The sequence below is a fragment of the Gordonia sp. 'Campus' genome (assembly GCF_022206305.1).
Lineage (GTDB): Bacteria > Actinomycetota > Actinomycetes > Mycobacteriales > Mycobacteriaceae > Gordonia.
Genome location: NZ_JAKOIW010000006.1, coordinates 182,180 through 204,786, shown reverse-complemented (window position 1 = coordinate 204,786; position 22,607 = coordinate 182,180). Strand labels below are relative to the sequence as shown.

19 protein-coding genes are annotated in these 22,607 nt (G+C 66.3%); 7 read left to right on the top strand and 12 right to left on the bottom strand.

The genetic code is table 11. The features are described from left to right. Positions 1-150 precede the first annotated feature (150 nt). From MAY35_RS09230 to MAY35_RS09215, 4 genes are all read left to right on the top strand, one after another. Positions 151-1,725, top strand: coding sequence for an ABC transporter substrate-binding protein (locus MAY35_RS09230; RefSeq protein ID WP_238420961.1), 1,575 nt, complete (start codon positions 151-153; stop codon positions 1,723-1,725). 1 nt (position 1,726) lies between these two features. Next, a complete protein-coding gene (locus tag MAY35_RS09225) occupies positions 1,727-2,692 on the top strand; it encodes an ABC transporter permease (RefSeq protein WP_004021820.1) in 966 nt (321 codons plus the stop codon). Beyond that, positions 2,689-5,316: a dipeptide ABC transporter ATP-binding protein gene (locus MAY35_RS09220; RefSeq protein ID WP_238420959.1), complete on the top strand. Its 2,628-nt coding sequence runs from the start codon at positions 2,689-2,691 to the stop codon at positions 5,314-5,316. The genes MAY35_RS09225 and MAY35_RS09220 overlap by 4 nt, the downstream gene beginning before the upstream one ends. A 228-nt stretch (positions 5,317-5,544) precedes the next feature. After that, the gene (locus MAY35_RS09215) at positions 5,545-6,057 is read left to right on the top strand and encodes a GtrA family protein (RefSeq protein WP_238420957.1); all 513 of its coding nucleotides are present in this window, start codon (positions 5,545-5,547) and stop codon (positions 6,055-6,057) included. 153 nt (positions 6,058-6,210) lie between these two features. On the opposite strand, the gene MAY35_RS09210 is transcribed toward MAY35_RS09215, so the two are convergent. After that, positions 6,211-7,041, bottom strand: coding sequence for an aldo/keto reductase (locus MAY35_RS09210; protein WP_238420954.1), 831 nt, complete (start codon positions 7,039-7,041; stop codon positions 6,211-6,213). 61 nt (positions 7,042-7,102) lie between these two features. Here MAY35_RS09210 and MAY35_RS09205 point away from each other — a divergent pair, with 61 nt between their 5' ends. Further along, the gene (locus MAY35_RS09205) at positions 7,103-8,677 is read left to right on the top strand and encodes an NAD(P)/FAD-dependent oxidoreductase (protein ID WP_238420952.1); all 1,575 of its coding nucleotides are present in this window, start codon (positions 7,103-7,105) and stop codon (positions 8,675-8,677) included. Here MAY35_RS09205 and MAY35_RS09200 read toward each other — a convergent pair. The 9 genes from MAY35_RS09200 to MAY35_RS09160 all read right to left on the bottom strand — a co-directional run bounded on the left by MAY35_RS09200 (position 8,674) and on the right by MAY35_RS09160 (position 18,707). Beyond that, complete coding sequence (locus MAY35_RS09200) at positions 8,674-9,531, bottom strand: ABC transporter ATP-binding protein (protein ID WP_238420950.1); 858 nt, start codon at positions 9,529-9,531, stop codon at positions 8,674-8,676. The genes MAY35_RS09205 and MAY35_RS09200 overlap by 4 nt on opposite strands. Beyond that, the gene (locus tag MAY35_RS09195; RefSeq protein ID WP_238420948.1) at positions 9,524-10,411 is read right to left on the bottom strand and encodes an ABC transporter ATP-binding protein; all 888 of its coding nucleotides are present in this window, start codon (positions 10,409-10,411) and stop codon (positions 9,524-9,526) included. Before MAY35_RS09195 ends, MAY35_RS09200 begins: the two co-directional genes overlap by 8 nt. Positions 10,412-10,416: 5 nt before the next feature. Beyond that, on the bottom strand, positions 10,417-11,256 hold the full coding sequence (locus MAY35_RS09190; protein ID WP_238420946.1) for an ABC transporter permease: 840 nt from the start codon (positions 11,254-11,256) through the stop codon (positions 10,417-10,419). Positions 11,257-11,298: 42 nt separating this feature from the next. Beyond that, the gene (locus MAY35_RS09185; RefSeq protein WP_238420944.1) at positions 11,299-12,354 is read right to left on the bottom strand and encodes an ABC transporter permease; all 1,056 of its coding nucleotides are present in this window, start codon (positions 12,352-12,354) and stop codon (positions 11,299-11,301) included. Positions 12,355-12,376: 22 nt separating this feature from the next. Then, positions 12,377-13,414, bottom strand: coding sequence for an LLM class flavin-dependent oxidoreductase (locus MAY35_RS09180; RefSeq protein WP_238420942.1), 1,038 nt, complete (start codon positions 13,412-13,414; stop codon positions 12,377-12,379). A 52-nt stretch (positions 13,415-13,466) separates the two neighbouring features. Continuing rightward, positions 13,467-15,005: an ABC transporter substrate-binding protein gene (locus tag MAY35_RS09175; RefSeq protein WP_238420940.1), complete on the bottom strand. Its 1,539-nt coding sequence runs from the start codon at positions 15,003-15,005 to the stop codon at positions 13,467-13,469. A 57-nt stretch (positions 15,006-15,062) separates the two neighbouring features. Beyond that, positions 15,063-16,451, bottom strand: coding sequence for an LLM class flavin-dependent oxidoreductase (locus MAY35_RS09170; protein WP_238420938.1), 1,389 nt, complete (start codon positions 16,449-16,451; stop codon positions 15,063-15,065). A 145-nt stretch (positions 16,452-16,596) separates the two neighbouring features. Continuing rightward, complete coding sequence (locus MAY35_RS09165) at positions 16,597-17,961, bottom strand: aminotransferase class I/II-fold pyridoxal phosphate-dependent enzyme (protein WP_238420936.1); 1,365 nt, start codon at positions 17,959-17,961, stop codon at positions 16,597-16,599. A 47-nt stretch (positions 17,962-18,008) separates the two neighbouring features. Further along, a complete protein-coding gene (locus tag MAY35_RS09160) occupies positions 18,009-18,707 on the bottom strand; it encodes an alpha/beta hydrolase (RefSeq protein ID WP_238420934.1) in 699 nt (232 codons plus the stop codon). Positions 18,708-18,880: 173 nt separating this feature from the next. On the opposite strand from MAY35_RS09160, the gene MAY35_RS09155 reads away from it, so the two are divergent. Together MAY35_RS09155 and MAY35_RS09150 are read left to right on the top strand one after the other, a co-directional pair. After that, a complete protein-coding gene (locus tag MAY35_RS09155; protein WP_238420932.1) occupies positions 18,881-20,179 on the top strand; it encodes an O-acetylhomoserine aminocarboxypropyltransferase/cysteine synthase family protein in 1,299 nt (432 codons plus the stop codon). Position 20,180: 1 nt separating this feature from the next. Continuing rightward, the gene (locus tag MAY35_RS09150; protein WP_238420930.1) at positions 20,181-21,245 is read left to right on the top strand and encodes an LLM class flavin-dependent oxidoreductase; all 1,065 of its coding nucleotides are present in this window, start codon (positions 20,181-20,183) and stop codon (positions 21,243-21,245) included. 101 nt (positions 21,246-21,346) lie between these two features. Here MAY35_RS09150 and MAY35_RS09145 read toward each other — a convergent pair whose 3' ends face one another. Both MAY35_RS09145 and MAY35_RS09140 read right to left on the bottom strand, forming a co-directional pair. After that, complete coding sequence (locus MAY35_RS09145; protein WP_238420928.1) at positions 21,347-22,246, bottom strand: arginase family protein; 900 nt, start codon at positions 22,244-22,246, stop codon at positions 21,347-21,349. A 22-nt stretch (positions 22,247-22,268) separates the two neighbouring features. Next, positions 22,269-22,586 (bottom strand): PIN domain-containing protein, encoded by a 318-nt coding sequence (locus MAY35_RS09140; RefSeq protein ID WP_238420926.1) that lies wholly within the window; start codon positions 22,584-22,586, stop codon positions 22,269-22,271. Between the last annotated feature and the right edge of the window lie 21 nt (positions 22,587-22,607).

The window sequence follows — 22,607 nt, the reverse complement described above, 5'->3', positions numbered from 1 at the left end:
ATCGGAGTCCGCCCACCGGACTCGACGCACCGCATGGACCCGACGCGCCGCCGCCACCGTTGTTGCACCACCCCACACCCTGGGGCAGACTGCACGAACGGACAAGTGCGCACAACCCGGTGAGTGAACACCTCGGGCGGGAGGACAGCGATGACCGATTCGGCCGCGGGGTCGATGTCGTCGTCGCTGAGCAGGCGCGGATTCTTCCGGGTCGCCGGTGTCGCGGGCACGACGATCCTCGGCGCGTCACTCCTGGCCGCATGCGGTGGTGGATCATCGGACACCGCCAACACGATCAAGGCAGCCATCGCGGGTGAGCCCGATCAGCTCGATCCGCAGAAATCGAGTTCCTACTTCACGTTCGAAGTTCTCGAGAACGTCTTCGACACCCTCGTCGAGCCCGACGAGAAGCTGCAGATGCGGCCTGCCCTGGCCGAGAGCTGGGTGGTCGACGCCGACGGGTTGAACTGGGACTTCACCCTGCGCGACGGGGTCACGTTCCACAACGGCGACCCGCTCACCGCGGCCGACGTCGAATACTCCTTCCGTCGGATCATCGACGAAGAGCTCTCTAACGCATACAAACTCGATGCCATCGCTTCGATCACCGCGCTCGACGAACGCCGGGTCAGGTTCACCGTCACCGCTCCCACGCCCAATCTCCTCACCAGCATCGGCGGGTTCAAAGGCCTGGCCATCGTGAACCGGCGAAATGTCGAATCCGGCGAGATCGCCACCACGCCCGTGGGAACAGGTCCGTTCCGCTTCGTCTCCCGCTCTCCGGGCGCCTCGATCGTCCTCGCGGCCAACCCCGACTACTGGGGTGGCGCACCCGCCGTCGACGGCGTCCACTTCAGCTTCATCTCGCAGGGAACCACCGCGGTGTCGGCACTGCGTTCCGGCGAGATCGACTGGACCGATGCCATTCCCGCTCAGCAGCTGAGCATCCTGCGCCGCGACGACACACTCGACGTGGGCACCGTGGTCGCCAACGACTACTGGTACGTCACGATGAACTTCGACGCCGAACCGTTCGGGGACACCCGGGTCCGACAAGCCGTCGCCTACGCACTCGATCGCGACTCGATCGCCCAGGTCGTCGGCTACGGGACCGCGACACCGAACCAGCTCGCCATTCCGTCGACCAGTCCCTGGTTCGCCGCCTATGACCGTTACACCGCGGGCCTCGATCGCGACGCCGCGGTCGCGAAGTCGAAAGAGCTGTTGCGTCAGGCCGGAATCCGCGGCCTCGACATGCGGCTGATGGTCACCACCGAATATCCCGAGACGGTGACCGCGGCACAGGTGATCGCCTCGAACCTGGAGGACGTGGGCATCACGGTCAAGATCGAACAGCTCGACTTCGGTGCGTGGCTCGACCGTCAGGCGGCAGGCGACTTCGACGCTCTGCTGCTCGGCTGGCTGGGCAACATCGACCCGGACGACTTCTACTACGCCCAACATCATTCCGAGGGCACCTCGAACTCCCAGAAGTACTCGAACCCCGAGGTCGACGCGCTGTTGGATCGCGGCCGAACCGAACTCGACGTCGAGACGCGAAAGCAGACATATGCCGACGCCGCGAGCATCATCGCCGACGACGTCAGCTATCTCTACCTCTACAACCCGTCGTCGACGCAGGCCTTCGTGACCCAGCTGCAGGGGTACGTCGTCCGCCCGGACAAGGCCATCCGGTTCCGCAACGCCCGGTTGGAGAGGAGCTGAGATGACCGCCCTGCAATCACCGCTGCTGCGTTTCATCCTCGTGCGACTGCTCTACACGGTCGCAGTGCTTCTCGGCGTGATCGTCGCGGTGTTCTTCCTGATGCAGATCGTTCCCGGCGATCCGGTGCGCATCGCCCTGGGCACCCGCTACACCCCGGAATCGTATGAGGCACTGCGCAGCGCGTCCGGTCTCGACCAGCCGCTGGCCACACAACTGGTCAACTACGTCGGAAACGCCTTCACCGGCGATCTCGGAGTCAGCTTCCGCAACAGCGAACCGGTGACGACGATGCTGTTCGAAAGGCTCCCCGCCACCATTACACTGGCGACCGCGGCGATCGTCGTCGCGTTGCTCATCGCCGTCCCGCTGGGGTTCTGGGCCGCACTGCGCGAAGGACGTATGGCCGACAACGTGATTCGCGTCGTGAGTCAGTTCGGGATCTCCGTGCCCGACTTCTGGATGGGCATCCTGCTGATCGGGCTGTTCTCCACCGCGCTCGGTTGGCTGCCCTCCGCCGGGTATCAACCGTTCGCCGACGACCCGCTCGGGTGGCTCGAACACCTTGTGCTCCCGGCGATCACGGTCGGGGTGGTCACGGGGGCGATCATGACCCGGTACGTCCGTTCGTCCGTGCTCGACGTGGTCAACGCGCAGTTCGTCACCACCGCGGAGTCCAAGGGTCTGAGCACCAGAAAGGTCATGCTCGACCACGTCGGCCGCAACGCGCTCGTACCCGTCCTGACGATCTCCGGTATCCAGTTCGCCGGCCTGCTGGGCGGTGTCATCGTCGTCGAGGTCGTGTTTGCCTGGCCCGGGCTGGGCCTGCTGGTCTACGACTCCGTCGCCGCCCGTGATTACCCGGTCCTGCAGGGCGCGATCCTGCTCATCGCGGTGATCTTCCTGGTCGTCAACCTCGTCGTCGACATCCTCTACGCCGTCATCGATCCCAGGATCCGACTGTCATGACCCTCACCTCACCCGATCCTCCCGAGCCGGGCACCGCCGACGAGTCGGCCACCGGGGCATCGAGCTCCGGCGCGCCGACCGACTCGGCCTGGCGCCTGCTGTTGCGCAATCGCACATCGGTGATCGGGCTCGTCATCATCGCGGTGGTGCTGGTCTGTGCGGTGTTCGGTCCACTCATCGCTCCGTACGGCGCCAACGAGATCGACGTCCCGAATGCGCTGCAGGCGCCGAGCTGGTCGCACCTGTTCGGCACCGACGACCTGGGGCGCGACGTCTTCTCGCGGGTCGTGCTCGCCGCATCGGTGAGCATGCGGGTGGCGGTCATCGCGGTCGCCATCTCCCTCACGGTCGGCGTGATCCTCGGCATGGTCGCGGGTTTCGCGGGTGGTGTCCTCGACACGGCGCTCATGCGCATCGTCGACGTCGTGTTCTCGTTCCCGGTCCTGCTGTTGGCGCTGGCCATCGTCGCCGTCCTGGGGCCAGGCGTCACCTCGGCGATGATCGCGATCGGCGTCGTGTACATACCGATCTTCGCCCGCGTCGCCCGGGCGGACACGTTGCGGGTGAGGCAGACCCAGTACGTCCAGGCGGCACGCACGATGGGTGTGCGGACGCCGGCGATCCTGGCACGCCATGTGCTGCCGAACATCTCCGGACCGGTCATCGTCCAGACCTCGATCTCGCTGGCGTTCGCCATCCTGTCGGAGGCGGCACTGTCGTTCCTCGGCCTCGGTGTTCAACCGCCCGACCCGTCGTGGGGCCGGATGCTCTTCGACGCACAGGGTTTCATCACCACCGCCTGGTGGATGGGCGTCTTTCCCGGTCTGGCCATCCTGGTGACGGTCTTCGCGTTCAACCTCATCGGTGACGGCGTCCGCGACGTACTCGACCCGCGTCAGCGCACGCTGCTGCGCAACCGGGGACACGAGCGCAAGTCGCCGACGGTGACAAGACCCTCGACCGCGGAGCGCCGCGAATCCGACGGTTCGGTCCTGCGCGTCGAGGATCTCGTCGTCGGTGTCGGCCCGCGAGAGATCGTGCACGGCATCAGCTTCTCCGTCGCACCGGGTGAAACGCTCGGCATCGTCGGGGAGAGCGGATCGGGCAAGTCGCTGAGCGTCCTGTCGGCGACCGGACTGTTCGACGCGCCGAGCGCCTATGTCCATGGATCGGCGGTTCTCGGTGACACCGAGATCGTCGGCGCCACACCGGCAAGACTTCGGGCACTGCACGGTTCGCGCGTCGGATTCGTCTTCCAGGACCCGTCGTCGAGCCTCAATCCCCTCCTCACCGTCGAGCAACAACTCACCGAGGGACCACGACGCCACCTGGGCCTCACACGTGCCCAGGCACGGGAACGCGCGTTGAAGCTACTACGCGACGTGAACCTCCCCGATCCCGAGAGCCGTCTGCGCGCCTACCCACACCAGCTGTCCGGCGGCCAACGACAGCGCGTGATGATCGCGATCGCACTGGCCTGCGATCCCGAACTGCTCATCGCCGACGAGGCCACCACCGCACTCGATGTCACCACGCAGGCACAGATCATCGACCTCGTCGCCGAACTCCAGCGCGACCGAGGAATGGCGGTCCTGTGGATCAGCCACGACCTCGGCGTCATCGGTCGGATCGCCGACCGCGTGATGGTCATGCGCGAGGGGCGGATCGTCGAGAGCAGCGACGTCTCAACGCTGTTCGACGATCCGCAGGACGATTACACTCGCACGCTGCTCGATTCGCGTCCGCTGCTGAGCAAGGTCGCGGAGCGCGGCGACGCCCCGGCCCTCGAGAAGCAGATCGATGCCGACCCCCTGTTACGTGTCACGGGGTTGGGCGTCGACTACGTGGTCCGCGGACCGTCGGGACGCCAGGTGGTGCACGCCGTCGACGGTGTGGACCTGCAGGTCGACCGCGGTCGGACGCTCGGCATCGTCGGCGAATCCGGTTCGGGTAAGTCGACGATCGCCGGTGTCGTCACCGGTCTCATCACCTCCGCCCAGGGGACGACGGTGCGGGGAAGCGTGACCGTCAGCGTCGACGGCCACGAGGTGGAGGCCGTCGGAGTCGGTGGGTCCGACGAGGCCCTGCTCCGGCGTCGGGTCGCGATGGTCTTCCAAGACCCGGCTGCATCACTCGACCCGCGCATGACCGTGGCCGCGTCGATCGCCGAACCATTGCGGACGCACGACCTGGCCGACAGCCGCAACGGGACGCGGCAACGCGCCGAGCAGCTGCTCGCCGACGTCAGCCTGGACGCGTCGTTCCTCGACCGCTATCCGCACGAGATGTCCGGCGGACAGCGGCAGCGGGTGAGCATCGCGCGTGCGCTGGCCTCGGACCCGGAGATCCTGATCCTCGACGAGTCGACCGCGTCGCTCGATGTCTCCGTGCAGGCCAGCGTGCTGGACCTGCTCGCCGAGCTGCAGCGCGAGAAGAACCTCACCTACCTGTTCATCGCGCACGACCTCGCCGTCGTGGAGCAGATCAGCGACACCGTCGCGGTGATGCAGGAGGGCAAGGTCGTCGAGAGCGGGCCGGCGTCGGAAATCCTGCACGACCCGGCGACCGATTACACCCGCAAGCTGTTGGCGGCCATCCCACCCGAGGTGCCCCAGCGGGCCTGACGACCCCGTCGACCGTGCGTCGTTTTCCGTCGACCGTGCGTCCGATCTCGTCGACCGTGCGTCCGATTTCGTCGACTGGGCGTCCGATCCCGTCGACTGGGCGCCTGTTTCCGTCGACTGGGCGTCCGATCCCGTCGACTGTGCGTCTATATCCGTCGACTGGGCGCCCGAACCCCACCACACGCCCGTCGGGACGGTTGCCAGGACCTTGTCGGCTAGGGTGTCAGCGTGTCTCGACCCGACCCTGGTGACCACGTCCGCGATGACGAAGACCCGAGCCACGAGGACTTCGCCACGCGGCATGCGCCGATGCCGATCGAGCTCCCGCTCGACGACGAAGAGGCATCGACGAATGTCAGCCTGAAGACCCAGCTCATTCGCTTCGTCATCACCGGCGGGTTCTCCGGGCTCCTGGACTTCGGGTTGACGATCCTCTTGCAATACGGCCTGGACCTGCCGTTCTGGCCGGCCAAGTCCGCGGGGTTCATCCTGGGCACCACGGTCGCGTACCTGCTGAATCGTCGATGGACGTTCAGAGCTGAGCCGAGCATGGCGCGGTTCGCGTCGGTCGTCGCCCTCTACGTGGTGACCTACTTCGTCAACGTCGGCATCTACACGGCCCTGTCGCATGCATGGCAGGAGACACTGCTGTACAGCTTCGCGGCCTACGTCGTCGCCCAAGGCACGGCAACGGTCATCAACTTCGTCGTCCAGCGGATGGTCATCTTCAAGATCCGCTGATCCGAGAACGCACAGTCGACGAGATTTGCCGCCCAGTCAACGAGGTTTGCTGCACGGTCGACGAAAGTCGACGCACGGTCGACGGATGGCGACGCACAGTCGACGAAAACGGACGCACGGTCGACGGAAACGGACGCACAGTCGACGGGCGAGTCAGAACTCCTCGTCGACGTCGGAGTCGCGGGCGGCGCGTTCGCCGCGGTCGAGGGTGGCGAGATCCGCGAGATCGGCATCGTCGAGCGCGAAGTCGAACAGGTCGGCGTTCTCGAGCTGCCTACCCGTGTGCGACGACTTGGGGACGACGCTGATCCCGTGTTGCACTGACCACCGCAACGCGATCTGCGTGGGTGACTTGCCGTACTTACGTGCGATGCGGAGGATGACCGGATCGGCGAGCAGCCCCTCCTTGCGACCCGTCGGATGCCACGCCTGCGCGTGAATACCTTTCTCGGCCATGAACTCTCGCAGTTCGGTGCGCGGCAGGACCGGCGAGCACTGGATCTGGTTGAGCACCGGCCACCGCCCCGTCTCGTCGAACAGCATCTGTAGGTGGTGCTGCTTGAAGTTCGAGACGCCGGGCGTGCGGACATATCCCTCGTCGGCCAGCGTCAGCAGGGCCTTCCACGAGTCGACGGTGCGACCGAGGCTCGGGCACGGCCAGTGGATGAGGTAGACGTCGATGTGGGCCACCCCGAGGCGTCGCGCACTCTCCTTGGCAGCATTGATCGCCTCGTCGAAGCCCTGGTCGCCACCCCCGAGTTTCGTCTGCACGACCAGCTCGTCGCGGGGGACGCCGGCACCGTGAAGCCCCATGCCGACGCTGAGTTCATTGCTGTAGCGCGGGGCGGTGTCGAGCAGCCGATAGCCGGCCTTGATGGCCGACCCGACCGCGCTGACGCACGGCCTGCCGAGCATGTTGTAGGTGCCGAGCCCCACCATGGGGATCGCGGTGCCGTTGCTGAGCTCGACCGAGGGGACGTCCACCGCATCAGGATATGTCGACAACCGCGTCCTGCGCCGCCGGTCGATCTGGAACGCTGGGCGGATGGGCACCGAAGACTTGTCGTACGACGACATCGTGGTCGGCGCCGGGCACAACGGGCTGACCACCGCGGCCTACCTCGCCCGTGCCGGACGCCGCGTGCTCGTGCTCGAGAAGGCCGACCACGTCGGCGGGGCGTCCGTCTCGGCGACGCCGTTTCCCGGGCTGTCGGCGCGACTGTCCAGGTACTCCTACCTGGTGTCGTTGATGCCGCGCGAGATCATCGCCGATCTCGACCTCGACATCGAGCTCATCCGACGGCGCTACTCGTCGTATACGCCGCTGCCGACGGATCCGGGGCGAGGGATCCTCGTCGACAACCTGGACGACGCTGCGACGGCCGCGTCGTTCCGGCGGGTCACCGGCTCAGACCTCGGTTTTCCCGCGTGGCAGTCGTTCTATCGCAGGGTGTCCGCGGTCGCCGAACGGGTCTTCCCGACCATGACGCAACCGCTGCGCACCGCCGCCGAGATGCACGAACTGGTCGTCGGTACCGATACGTCGACCGCCGAACTGTGGGAGGCGCTCACCACACTGCCGCTCGGCACCATGCTCGGGCAGTACTTCGACGACGACCTGGTTCGCGGGATCGCGGCCACCGACGGGCTCATCGGCACCTTCGCCGACCTCGACGATCCGGGCCTGCACCAGAACGTCTGCTTCCTTTACCACGTGATCGGCGGCGGTTCCGGGGACTGGGACGTGCCCGTCGGCGGGATGGGTGCGGTGTCGGGCGCGCTCTACCAGGCGGCGACGTCGGCCGGTGCCGAGATCCGGACCGGCGTCACCATCACCGGCATCGATCCGGTCGACGGGACCGTCGAGATCGAATCCGGAACCGTCCGCGGGTCGATGATCTACGCCGCGTGCGCGCCACAGGTGTTCAACACCGTCCTCGACGGCACACCGATCCCCTGCGACACCGAGGCGCGCGGGTCACAGCTCAAGATCAATCTCCTGCTCGACCGGCTGCCGCGTCTGCGCGACGACGCGGTGTCACCCCACGCGGCCTTCTCCGGGACCTTCCACATCAACGAGTCCGCATCGCAGCTGCACGCGGCTTGGCGTCAGGCGTCCCGAGGCGAGGTGCCCGCGCTACCGCCGTGCGAGATCTACTGCCACACGCTCTCCGACCCGTCGATCCTCGGTCCGGAACTCACCGGGCGACACACGCTGACGTTGTTCGGCCTGCACATGCCGCCGGAGGTGTTCGATGAGCCGGGCGCCGTCGACCACGCGGTCGGCGCGACCTTCGCGTCCCTCAACGCGGTACTCGGCGAACCGATCCAGTCGGTCATCGCCCATGATCTCGACGGTCGCCCGTGCATCGAGGTGAAGACGCCGCAAGACCTCGAGGAGACCCTCGGTCTCCCCGGCGGCCACATCTTCCACGGTGCGCTGCGGTGGCCGTGGGCCGAGACGGCCGCCGAGGTGGGCACCTGGGGTGTGGAGACCCCACATCCGCGGGTGCTGCTGTGCGGTGCGGGCGCGCGACGCGGCGGCGGGGTCAGCGGCATCCCCGGTCGCAATGCCGCTGCCGCGGTGCTGGGGGCGGACGCGTTGGGACTGGCGCATTAGGCCTGTCGGACAGCGTCGTCATGCTCGGCGACCAACCGCCGGAGTTGTTCGCGCTCGAGGCGATCGGTGGCCCCACCCCGCAGGGTCGGCGCGGACTTGACGAGCAGCCGACTGTACGGGTGCTCAGGCCGGCGGAGCACCTCGCCGGTGGCGCCGTCTTCGACGATCGACCCGCGATAGAGAACGAGAAGGCGGTCCGTCACCCCCGCGACCGATCCGAGGTCATGGGAGATGAACAACATGGTGGTGCCCGCGTCGCGAAGCGAAGCGAGGATCTCGATCACGTTCACGCGATTCGCCGAATCCAGCGCGCTCACCGGCTCGTCGAGGATGACCAACCGCGGATCGGTGATGAGGGCCCGGGCGACCGCGACTCGCTGACGTTGACCGCCGGAGATCTCGGCAGGAAACCTGCCGAGGACGTCCGTTTCGAGCGAGACACTCCCGAGCCTCGCCTCGACCTTGGCCTCGATCTCATCGCGCCGGTACCGGCCGCTGATCTCGAGGGGTTCGGCGAGGGACTGTGCGATGGTCCGTTCCGGATCGAGGCTCCGCAGCGGGTCCTGGAACACGTACTGCACGACCCCCTCGCGGCGAAACGCCCGCCAGCGCGCGCGATCGAATGACGTCACCTCGGCGCCGTCGATGCGGACTTCCCCGTCGTCGACCTCGATGAGACCGAGGACAGCGCGCGCGATGGTCGACTTGCCCGACCCGGTCTCACCCACCAGACCCAGAGCCTCGCCGGGCGCGATTCTGAAGCTGACGTCGCGGAGCACCTGCCGGCGACGATGTCCGCGACCGTAGGCGACCCTGAGGTCACGGACGTCGAGAAGCGGTCTCGGCTCAGACATGTGCGACGTCCTCCGTGTAGCGGCCGATGCCGTAGCGCTCGTGCTCGTCGACGAGCAGCCGCGTGTAGTCGTGAGTCGGGCGGTGCAGCACGTGGGAAGTGGGACCGCGGTCGACGACGACACCATCGCGGAACACGATCACCTGGTCGGCGACCTGGGACACCACCGCGAGGTCGTGGGAAACCACGATGAGCGACAGGTCATGACGCTCGACGAGATCGGCGATCAGATCGAGCACCTCGGCCTGGACGGTCACGTCGAGGGCGGTCGTCGCCTCGTCGGCGATCAAGATGCGGGGTTCGAGGGAGATCGCGATGGCGAGGGCGACCCGCTGCAACATCCCGCCCGAGAGTTCATGGGGATATTGCCGAGAAACCCACTCAGGCTCTCGGATTCGCACCTCGCCGAGAAGCTCGAGCGCCCGGTTGCCGGCCGCCCGACGTCCGAGTCCACGCTTGACCCGCAGAACTTCGACGATCTGCCGTCCGATGGGGAGGGACGGATTCAGGTACGACCCCGGGTCCTGAAACACCGCGGTGATGCCACTGCCCCGCAACCGATTCCAGTCCGAGGCGCGGTGGCCGGATGTGTCCTCGCCAAACAGCTCGATGGTTCCCCCGGTGATCGTCAACCCCGTCGGCAAAAGACCGAGTACCGCTCTGAGACTGATCGACTTCCCACTTCCGGACTCCCCGACGATGCCGAGGGTCTCTCCCCGCCGGAGTTCGAAGTCGACCCCGTCGACGAGTGTCGAACCGCTGACGAGATCGGCGATTCGGAGCCCGTCGACACGCAGGATCGTCTCCGCGGGCGGGTGACCGACTGTCTCGGAGGCGGTTTCGGCCGTGACTGGCTGGGCGAGAGTCGTGTGAAACGTCATCGCGGTCAGGCTCCCTGTGTGGTGGCGGATGGTGCGGTGGTCTCGTCCCGGCGGGGCGTACGTGTGAGCAACCGACGGCCGGAGACGCCCCGGACATCGCGGATGACGTCGGCCAGGACGTTGAACGCCCAGACGACGGCGATGATGGGGATTGCCGGGATCAACGGGGCATATGGACGGAACGTGAGGTAGCCCAGGTCCGACGCGAGCATTCCACCCCACGTCGGAGCAGGCGGTTGGACGCCGATGCCGAGGAAGCTCAGTGCCGCAACCGTGATGAGTCCGACGCCGAGCATGCTCGCGAACACCACGGCGACGGCCGGCAGGACCTTCTTGACGACGTGTTTGCGGACGATCCAGGACACATCCGCGCCGGCGATCCGGGCTGCTTCGACGTACTGGGAATGGGCCACCGCGAGGGTCGCGGCGCGGGCGACCCGGTAGAAGGCGGGCGCGGTGAGCACGCCGACGACGATCATCGCCTGAGTGACGGCGTTACCGAGCAGCGCCGTGACCGCAACGGCGAAGACCAGGAACGGCAGGGCGACGAGGGTGTCGACGAGACGGAGAGTCGACCATTCGAACAGGCGGCCGGAGTACACAGACAGAACGCCGGGAACAGCCCCGATCACGAGCCCTATCACCGCGACCTCGACGGCACTGAGCAGGCTCAACGGGGTTCCGGCCAGCAGCCGGCTGAGGGTGTCACGACCGAGGTAGTCCGTACCGAACCAATGCTGAGCCGACGGTCCGGCCAGGATGTCCGGCGAGCCCGCCAACGGGTCGTACGGCGCCAGTAGTGGTCCGAAAGCGACGAGGAAGAAGGCGAAACCGATGACGACCAAGGCAATGCGGCCGCTGCGGACCGCCCAGATGTCGCGGACATGTCAGAGACCTCTCGTCGACGCGGGTACGAGCCGGTTCAACAGGATGTTGACGATCAGGTTGAATCCGACCACCAACACGATCGAGATGACGAGGACGCCCTGGACCGCGGGCACGTCGCCCCGCTGTGCCGCGTCGGCCGCGAATCGGCCGTAGCCCGCGATACCGAAAATGGCCTCGGTCACGACCGCTCCGCCGAGCAGGGCGGGAAACTTGAGGCCGAGTAGCGCCAGCGTCGGACCGATACCGTTCCGCAGCGCGTGGACGAAGAAGATGCGGCGAGATCCGAGCCCTCGAACCTGTGCGCCGACAATGTAATTCTGGTCGTAGGCGTCGACGAGGCCGACCCGTGTCTGACGCGCGACCTCGGCAACGGTGTCGACGCTCAATGCGATCGCGGGCAGGGTGGCGAACCAGAGCCAGGAACCGAACCCATCGGCCATCGGGGTGTAACCGGCAGCGGGGAACCATCCGAGACCGACAGCGAAGATCGACACGAGAAGGATGCCCACGATGAACGGCGGCATCGTGGAGATCAGGGTGGAGAATGCGGTGATCGACCGGTCGAGAAGCGATGTCGGGCGAGACGCCGCCAAGCCGCCGAGAGCGAGACCCACCACCACTCCGATGACGAGGGCCAAGCCGGCGATCGAAAGACTGATGAGTGCTCGGTCGAAGAGGATCTCCGACACCGGAAAACCGTTGTGCCAGCTGTTGCCGAGGTCGCCCCGCAGGACCGCACCGAACCAGTCGAAATACTGGATCAGGAAGGGACGGTCGAGTCCCCATTCGCGCTCGATCTGGGCGACGAGTTCGGGCGTGGCGTTGTCCCCCGCCTGCAGATAGGCGGGGGACAGGCCGCTGACCGCCTGCAGCGAGAAGGTGATGAACGTCGCGATGATGAAGACCGGTATGAAGATCCCGATCGAGCGCAGAAGCGTGACGCCGACACGTCGCGCGGTGGAGGCTCGCGAGCGCCGACGCCGTGGCCCGGCACTGCTGGGCGTCGAGGCTAGGGGTTCTCGGTTGCGAGGCTCGCTCACCGGTGTGATGACCATGACTTCTCCTGGGTGAGCTGGTTCAGCTGACCGCGACTGGCGCGGCCGCCTGCGCCAGGCCGGGTTCGGAGTACGGTGTCGCCGGCAGCTGGGGATGGATGACCTCGGCGATCACCGCCAGGCTGTTGCGATAGTGGCGATCGGACAGGCCCAACGGCACGCTGAAGAGATAGTCGGTCGCCGCATTGGCCGCCGAGTCCGCGGCGAGCTCGGCGACGATCTCCTCAGGGGTGCCGTGCAGGATGTAGAAGTCGCGCATGAGATCTGCGACCGACGTGCCGGGAGTGGCCCACGGCAGTGCCGTCGGGTTGCGCTCCAGGTAGTCGGCGAACAGACGTCTCGCGTCCTTCTTGCTCTCGGCAGGTAGCACCGACCGGGACACCCCGATCCGCGGCGTGCGCTCAGACGGAAGCTCGCTCACATATGCCTCGACGAGGAGTGCCTGCACCTCGCCGGTGGGTCCGCCCTGAGCAAACCGATGGAGTTGCAGTCCATCGCCCGTTCGCCCGATGTCTCGTGCGGTGTCCGGTTTCGAGGTCGCCTGCCAGAGTCGTTGCGGTAGATGGCCCGCGGGCGGGTAGAAGCCGAACGCCTGCCCGTCTGAGACATGCTCGAGCTGGAACGCGTCCCGCAACCGCGCGAGCGCGTCCCGATACAACTCCTCGCGCTGCGCCTCGTCCAGTTCGTACACGTTGTACGCGGCCGTGGAGAACCCGCCACCGTTGCCCTTGCCGACACCGAGTTCGAGCCGGTCGCCGCTCAGCGTGTTGACGACCGACGCCGACTCAGCAAGGCGCAGAGGATGATCGAACGCCAGCGGAATGACCGCGGTACCGAGGCGCAACCGGTGCGTGCGCTGCGACAGCGCGCTGAGAAGGACCAGCGAGGACGGGAGACCGATGTTGGAGAATCGGCCTTCCGCCACCCAGTACGTCTGATAACCCAGGGCTTCTGCCTGCACGGCGTTGGTGAGCAGGACGTCGTACCCCGTAGCGGCATCTGTCTCGGTGAGAGGCACCTCGAACAGGGCGAGGCCCGGGCGAACAGGGAGCAGAGACATGGGATGTCCTAGGTCTGAGATGGTCGTGTCGAGCGATGGCGGGCGGAGTCGATCAACTGTTCGCGCCGACGGTGATGCCGCGCCAGTTGAGGAACCCCTCGCGGTTGTCGAAGTTCGACGACAGGCCCGACGACGTCGCCCACGTGGTGGCCGATGCATAGAGCGGGATCGTGGAACCTTCGAGGAACCCGGCGACCGAGGCCGCGCGCGCCTTGTCCAGGTAGTCGGGGGCATCGATCGGCGTTGCACGCATCGCGGTGAGGGCCGACTGGAATGCACCGGGAGAGTACGGCGAACTCAGGTTGAGTACCCCGTCGACGTCGTAGTGTTCGGTCAACGTCTGCGCCTGTGAGTTGCGACCCACATATCCGTAGGAGGCCAGCGCCTGGGTCTTGCCGAAGTAACCCTTCGACCAGTTCGGATTCTTGTTGATGGTGACGCGCACCCCGATCGCGGCGAGTTGCGCTTGGATCAGTTCGAGCTGAGCGTCGGTGGAACCCGGATACGCATCCAGCGTGATGTCCAGACCACCGGGGTAACCCGCCGCCGCGAGCAGGCTCTTCGCCTTCTCGGGGTCGTACTGGAACGCGCCCTCGAGTTCCTCGGCGTACAGCGGATGCCCCTTGGGCAACAGCTGGTGTGCGACCTGCCCTTCGCCGACGGTCACCTTGTCGACGAACTCCTGTGAGTCGATCGCCGAGCGGAACGCCTCCACCACACGCGGGTCGTCGAACGGCTCGAGACTGCGATTGACGCTGAGGAACTGGACCACCCAGTTCTTGGAGATGTCCCGGACGATGTCGAGACCGGCATCGCGAGCTCGTTGGATCTGGGTCGGGTCGAGGGTGACGAGGTTGTAGACGCCGGTCTGCGACGAGGAGACGAGGCTCGTGGCGTCGTTGCCGAATCGGATCTCCATGCGGTCGATCTTGATGTTGTCGGCATCCCAGTAGTCCTGGAACTTCTCGAGGATGATGTGCGACTCGGGGACGAGTTCGACGACTTTGAACGGGCCGGCGCCGACCGGATTGCGGGTGTTGAGGGCCTCGGCGTCGTTCTCACTGGCCACCTTGCTCGTGATGAGTCCGGCGCGGATGCTGAACAGATACGGGATCTGGTAGTCGACGCTCTTCAGATTGACGGTGAAGTTCAGGTCGTCGTCCACGACCACGTTCTCGATGTTGCGGTACGACCCCGCGAGCGCGCTGTTCTCCTGGTTGATCGCACGGTCGATGTAGTACTTCACCGCTTCCGCGTTCACCGGACTGCCGTCGTGGAAGGTCAATCCCGGACGCAGCGTGAACGTCACCGCGGTCCCGTCCGCGTTGTACTTCCAACTCTCCGCGAGAGCCGGTGCGGGATTTCCGTTCTCGTCCTGGGTCAGCAAGGGTTCGTAGATGGGCGTCAGGTTGACGGTGGCGCCGGTGGCACCGGTGACGATGGGGTCCCAGTCGCCCGGCGGCGGGCCGGATTGTCCCCATTTGACGACGTTGCCGGCGGAGGCGCCGGTCGGCGACCCACAACCCGCGAGCGCCAGAAGGGAGACGGCGAGCAGTGCTACGAGCGCCTTGCGGCGGCGCGAGATCTTCATCGGATGGCTTTCGTTGGGTGAGGTGTTCGTAGGCGTGGGGTGCTGGACGACAGGGGTTCAGACCGATGCGGGAATCGCGGCGGAATCGCTGCGGGGCGATTCCGAAAACTCCTCGGATCGTGCACGGGTATAACGGTTCTCGATGAACGGCAGGCCCAGGTTGCCGCGCAGGGTGTCGTGGTCGTACTCGTCCCGGACCACACCCCGCTCGCGGAGGATCGGCAGAACCTCGTCGACGAAGCGCCGGAACTGCGCCGGGTGACCGATGTGGATGTTGATGCCGTCCAGCGCACGCCCGTCGAGCCAGCGCTGCAGTTCGTTCGCCACGGTCTCGGCGCCACCCGTGAACGGGGACTTCTTGGGCGCGTTCAGTGTCTCGACCGTCTGCCGCAGTGTGAAGCCGTTCGACGAGGCGAGTTCGGTGATCTTCTTGGCCTGGGTGTAGAAGCTGCGCTCGGCGTCGACGAGCGCTTCCGTCGGGAAGGGTGCGTCCAGGTCGTATCGGCTGAAGTCGTGCCAGCCGAAGGGGCGACCCAACTCTCGGAGGGAGCGCTGGAAGTCGTTGTCGGACAGCTGGGTCTCGCGCTCGATCTCACGCGCATCGTCGTCGGTGTCGCCGACGAAGACGGACACACCGGGGAGGATGACGAGCTCGTCGGGTGACCGGCCATAGGCGGCCGCGCGGGACTTGATGTCGGCATAGAACGCCGCCCCGGCCTCGAAACTCGGTGCATGCGTGAATATCCCCTGACCGAATCGGGCGCCGAGGTCACGCCCCTGATCGGAATCGCCGGCCTGGAAGATCACCGGTTGTCCTTGCGGAGACCGGGAGATGTTGAGCGGGCCCGTCACCGAAAAGTACTCACCGCGGTGGTTGAGCGTGTGCAGCTTCTCCGGGTTGAGGAAACGTTTGGTGGCCCGGTCCCGGACGAACGCGTCGTCTTCATACGAGTCCCACAGAGCCTGGACGACCTCGAGGTGTTCGGCGGCGCGTCCGTATCGGGTGGCGTAGTCGTAGTGTTCGTCCAGTCCGTAATTGCCGGCGGTGCCGCCGTCACCGCTCGTGACCACGTTCCATCCGGCACGCCCTCGGCTGATCAGATCCAGTGATGCGAAGCGGCGGGCGACGTTGAACGGTTGGTTGTAGGACGTGGTGAGGGTTCCGACCAGCCCGATGTTGTTGGTGGAGACCGCAAGAGCGGAGAGCAGTGTCAGGGGCTCCAACCGGTTCAGGTAGTGCGGTGGGGAGTCGGCGGTGATGAACTGGCTGTCGACGATGAAGACCAGGTCGAATTTGGCCTCTTCGGCGAGGCGTGCGTACTCGATGTACCAGTCGATGTCGACGCTCGCATCACCCGGTATTTCGGGATCGAGCCACGTGTACGGGTGCCCCGGACCTCCGGTGGGGGTGAGAACCGCGCCCAGCTTCAGCTGACGTCTCGACATGGTCATGCTCCTTCATCAGGCTACGGGTTCATACACCCACAAGGTCTGTCTCACAGCGTATTCAGCGATTCGTTGATCACGGAATATTAAATTCCGCCTGCTCCGAACACATTGAGAATGTTGTTCAGATTCTCGAACAAACCGGTCAGTCGAAGAACTCGCGAGATGATTCCGTCATGGCCACCGCAACGAGATCGGCGAGCCGGCGGATACTTTCAGCGTCGTCGGGAAGTTGGGTCGCCGAGATCCGCAGCATGTGGCGTTCACGGGCGCAGACGAATGACCGAGACCCCGATCCGACCGAAATGCCCTGCCGGGCAAGAGCAACGAGCCCTGCGGTTTCGTCGTCCACAGACACCCACACCACCAGACTCCGCGGGCCGGCGTGAGCCTCGATACCCCGCTCGCGCAACGCATCCAGCAACAGGGCACGCCTGGCGGCGTAACGCTCGCGCGCTCTGGCGACGACCCGATCAGCGTCTGCGCTCTCGATCAGGAAGGCCAGAGCGTTCTGCAGAATCCTGCTGTTGGAACCGACGCCGTGGCTGCGCTTCTTCATCGCGGCGTCGATCAGATGTCGCGACCCGCCGAGCACCGACGTCCGGACGTCGATTCCGTAAGCCTTGCAGTAGCTTCGGATTCGTACGACACGATCCGGGAAGTCGGCCCCCAGAGACGGCAGCGGCTCCGGTTCGAGCGGACCGATCGAATCGTCCTCGATGATCCATACTGCGGGGTGCCGCTCGAGAACTCGAGCGAGCTCGGCGACACGGTCGTCCGTGACGATGTGGTCGACGCCGAACGGGGCACCCGGCTGAAAGACGAAGCCGGTCGCGCCCGCCCGAAATGCATTGTCGAGATCGTCCGCGCGGGGCCCGCAATGGTCGGCACGGACACCGATCGCGTTCAGTCCAAGATCGCGGATCGTGTCCAACACTCCCGGCCCGAGGGGTTCATCCACGGCGATCGTGGCTCCCGCCGGGGCCGCGGCCTCGATGGCGAGAAGCAATGCCTCCGTACCGCCGCCGGCAGTGGCCCAGGCCTGCGGTTCGAACGGCCAGGTCGACAGCGCCGCAGTTCGCAACCGCTCGGTCATGATCTCGCGACCGAAAACGTTGAGGGTCTCGGCGCCGAGACTCGAGACCAGCGCGTCGGCCAACGACGGTTGGAGGGCGAGGTCAGGGGCGTTCTGCGCGAGGTCGACGCCTCGCCACTCGCGCAGACCGCGCTCGGGAACGCTGTCCTCGGGAGGGAGTACGACCGTGCCGCCACGGCGCCTGGTCTGGACGATCCCCTGTTCTTGCAGTTTCCCCCAGGCGTGGAGTATCGAACCCACGCTCAGGTCACCCGCCTTCGCGAGCGCACGGACGGTCGGCAGCCTGGACCCCGGCGGGAGCTCGCCGGAGTGAACGAGGTCGGCGACCGCATCGGCCAGCTCGCTGCCGCGGTCGGCGACTCTCGTCAACAGCCAGGACGGATCCACGATCGCCGGGTCCGCCGCCACCGTCACCTCACTCCTCCGCTCACGTGTGATCCGTGTTCTCGTGACGGCGTGGACTACGACGCAAGGGTTCTGGCCGGGTCTCGGCGGAGCAGGTCGACGCTCCCGGGCGCCCGCAACCGTTCCAGGAACTGAACGATCTCCGCGGCGACACTGCGGTGAGTGACGTCGTTGAGGATGTCGTGGCGCCCGCCGCGTACCAGCGTGAGACGCACGTCGGGAAGAACGGTCGACGCCGCGAGGACCGGCTCGACCGGGCTCACCCTGTCTGCTTCACCGTGTATGAGCAGGACCGGAGTGTGCACGCGTGCCAGGGCAGCGGGGGTCGCGCCGGGCGCCGAGTCCTGCAGCGCTCCGCGCTCGATCGCCCCAGGTGATGCCAACACACCGCGATGGACCGGACACGCCGACCTTGCGTCGAGCTCCTCGTCCCACTCCCCGGCAACGGCTGGGGGGCCGTCCACGAGCAATCCTGCCAGCACGACGCCCACGACGGCTGGATACTCAGGCGCGATCTCGACAGCGGTGACCGCACCACTGTCCGATCCGACCACGACGAGGGGCCCAGGACCGGGCGCCGACGTGACGGCACGGACGACCGACTTCGGCACGTTGTCCACGATCGCGACGCGGTAACCATCGAACGCGATCCGACGCGCGAACCGTCGGTACACGTCCGCACGCTCGCCGCGTCCGGTGACGACGACCACCGACCCTCGTGCGGCGGCGTCGGGCTCCAGCCAATCGGTGCTCACGGTGTCCCTCGTTCCGGTCGATCTCGGTTTGCTGATGATGACCGCAACCCTGACCGACGGAGCATCGGACGAACAACTGATTCGCTCACCCAGAGCAGAAGTGGTGTGTTCGGCGAACATTCGGTGTTTTGTTTCGAACACATCTCCGACGCAGCGAAGGAACGAACTGACCCATGCCCCAGTCCCCAGGGTTCGCGACCCGACAGGTTCGCTCGGGCTATACGCCGGGCACCGCGCAGAACACCGCGATCCCGCCGATCTACCAATCGGTTGCCTATGATTTCGGGAACTTCGCGCAGGCGCGCGACATCTTCTCGCTACGCCGAACGGGAAACCTCTACAGTCGCACCGGCAATCCGACCCAGACGGTCTTCGAGCAACGCATCGCCGACCTCGACGACGGCGTCGCAGCCCTCGCGACCGCGTCCGGGCAGTCGGCGGTCGCCGTCGCTCTGCTCACGCTCGCCAAGACCGGCCAGCACATCGTCGCTGCCCGCCAGTTATACGGCGGTACCGTCGATCTCTTGACCGACACATTCGCGGACTTCGGAATCGAGGTGACCCTGGTCGACCAGGACGACCTCGACGGATGGCGCGCCGCGGCCCGACCGCAGACCCGTGCCTTCTTCGCCGAGACCATCGGCAACCCGGTTGCGTCGGTCCTCGATGTCGAGGCGGTGGCACGGATCGCTCACGAGGTCGGGGTTCCGCTGGTGGTGGACAACACCATCGCCACCCCGTATCTACTGCGGCCGAAAGAGTTCGGCGCCGACATCGCGGTGTACTCGGCGACGAAGTTCATCGGAGGCCACGGCACCTCGCTGGGCGGAGTGGTCGTCGACCTGGGCACCTTCGACTTCGGGGCCGAGCCGCAACGGTGGCCTCAGTTCACCGAACCCTATCCGCGCATCGGCGATCTGATTCTGTGGGACGCGTTCGGTCGCGACCGCAGCGCGTTCCTCGTCTACGCGAAGACCAAGCTCGTCCACGACCTCGGACCCGCTCTGTCACCGTTCAACTCCTTCCAGCTTCTCCAGGGCCTGGACACGCTGGACCTGCGCCTGGAGCGGCAGGTGTCGACCGCTGCGACCGTCGCGCGCTTTCTCGACTCGCACCCCGCTGTCGTGCAGGTCCACCATCCCGGCCTCCCCGGCAATCCCTGGCACGTTGCGGCGCAACGGTATTTGCCGCGCGGCGCCGGTTCGGTGTTCTCCTTCGACCTCGCCGGCGATGAGAGCGACGTGGAGAAGTTCATCGACTCCCTGCAGGTGTTCTCCATCGTCGCGAACATCGGAGATGTCCGTTCGCTCGTGGTGCACCCGGCCACCACCACGCACAGCCACTTCGACGATGAGCGCCTCGCGTCCGTCGGCTTCACCAGGAGCACGGTTCGACTCTCGATCGGTCTCGAGAGCCCGGACGACCTGATCGACGACCTGCGCTCATCTCTCGACACGATCACGAAGGATTGACATGGATTTCGGATACTGGACCCCGATCTACGGTGGCTTCCTGCGCAACGTCGGCGACGAGGCCATGCCGGCCACGTGGGAGTACGTGAAACGACTCTCCCAGCTCGCTGATCGTCTCGGCTTTCACACGACGCTCGTCCCCGAGCTGTATCTGAACGACCGGAAGGGAATCGAAGCCCCGAGCCTGGAAGCGTGGTCGCTGTCGTCGGCGATTCTCGCCGTCACCGAGCAGCTTCGGGTGATGACCGCGGTGCGAGCCGGATTCCACCTACCGGCTGTGACCGCGAAGGAGTCCGCGACCATCACCGACATCGCTGGTACGTCTCCGGACTCCGCGCGCTTCGCTCTCAACGTCGTTGCGGCATGGTGGGAAGAAGAGGCGAAGCAGTACGGTGGCGCCTTCACCCGACATGACGAGCGCTATCGGCAAGCTGAGGAGTTCGTCGACATCCTCCGGGGGTTGTGGAACGACACCCCGTTCTCCTACACGGGTGAACACTTCTCGGTCCACAACTCGATCCTGTCGCCGAAACCCGTCGCCCAGCCACCGATCTTCGCCGGTGGAGAGAGCGAGGGCGGCCGCGAGTCTATTGCCAGCTTCGCCGATTCCTATGTGCTGCACGGCGGTACGGTCGACGAGGTGCGCGCCAAGATCGCCGACATGAACAACCGGTCGCAGCGGATTCACGGGCGCGACATGGCCGAGTTCGGGATGTCGGCCTATGTGATCGTCCGCGACACCGAGGCGCAGGCCCGAGCCGAACTCGACCGCATCACCACGGTCGACCCGCACTCACCGGGGTACGCATCGTTCGAGGAGTTCGCGCGCAACTCCGAACTCGACGTGGAGCTCACCAGGCGCGAGTACTCGGTCGGCACCCGCGGTCTCCGGCCAGAACTGGTGGGCACCCCCGAGATCGTCGCGGACAAGATCCGCGCCTATCAGGACGCCGGCCTCACCCTCTTGCTGATCCAGTGCTCACCGGCCCATGAAGAACTCGAACGCATCGCGACGCAGGTGTTTCCTCTCGTTCCGGAGGTCAGGTCCGAGGTGATCGCGGTCTGATCGTCGGGGGTTCTCGTTCCTGACCCAACGAACGAGCGTGACGACATCTGTCCGCGTCGAGTCAGACAGAGCCGGCCGCAGCGAGCCGATTCTCGGGTCGCTCAGACGAAGGTCAGTGCCGACACGAGCGCCGACACGAGCCTTGGTATCGCGGTTCGATCCGCCGCCGCGTGCGCGGGGTCCAGCTGCCCGATCGACATCCCCCGACACCCAGGGTCTCGCAGCAGCGTGATCAGGGCCTGTTCGAGGATCGCGATGGTCGGGCCGCTGTTGCGTCCGTTCACGTTCTCGGCGATCGGCGCGTCCAAGAAGTCGAGCACGTCGACGTCGAGGTGCACCACGAACGGACCGGGGGCGAGAGTGCTGCGGGCGGTGCGGGCCGCATCTCCGGGGTCGTCGCAGAGCGTTCGCTGATCGACGATCGCGAGCCCGAGCTCGGCAACCTGATCGCGTTCCCATTGAGTGGTCTCCCGAGTCACATCCACTCCGAGGTAGACCAGGTCCGATGGGTGCAGCATCGGCGTGCGGTCGATGAGGCCGACCAACTCCGGCGCCGCCCCATCGACGGCCAACGCGTGCGCCATGCCCATCCAGCTCAGCGAACCCTCGGCCGTCGAGCGCGGGGTGTTGAGATCGAGATGCCGGTCCACGTAGACGATGCGGGGCCGCTCTCCGGACAACGCCATCGCGGCGCACATCCCGACCGCAGCCGTGCAGCTGCCGCCGAGCACGAGCAGACGCTGCCCCGCTGCGAGCAAGCCGGCAGCAGCTGCGGAGAGCTCCTCGAGTGCATCTGTCTCCTCACCCAGGTTCTGCGCGAACGGGCTCTCCCGGTCGGGAAACCACAACCGGGTCGTCAGATCCCCCGCATCGACGACATCCGCGCCGGTGGCAGCCAGCTGCTCGACGAGGCCGGCATCCCGCAATGCGGTGGGCGCACGTTCGACGCCCACGCAGTAGGCACCGGCACTACTCGGCGCCCCCAACACCGTGATCTTCACCGAGTTCTCCTGGCGTCCTGGGTCACTCCCCCTCGATCTTCTGCGAGTTCGCCCATCGGCGTCCGGGGTCGCCACCCCATGCATCCCAGGCCACACGTCCGGCCGAGGGAAAACCGTCCTCGCCGTTGCTGAACCCGGTGGCGTCCTTGTCCACCTCGTGGCGGGAGAAGTAGTTGCACATCTTGCGAATCTGCTCGTCGTCGACGTCCTTGCCCTCGGCCAACTGGTGGGCCCGGTGACGGCCGGTGTCGGTGAACCCCTTCCCGGCCTTGCCGTCGTCGATCCATCGGACCGCGCGCTGGGCTGCTTCCTGGACGTCCTTCGGGGGCTTGTGACTCATGCGCCGGGCTCCTGTCGTCGG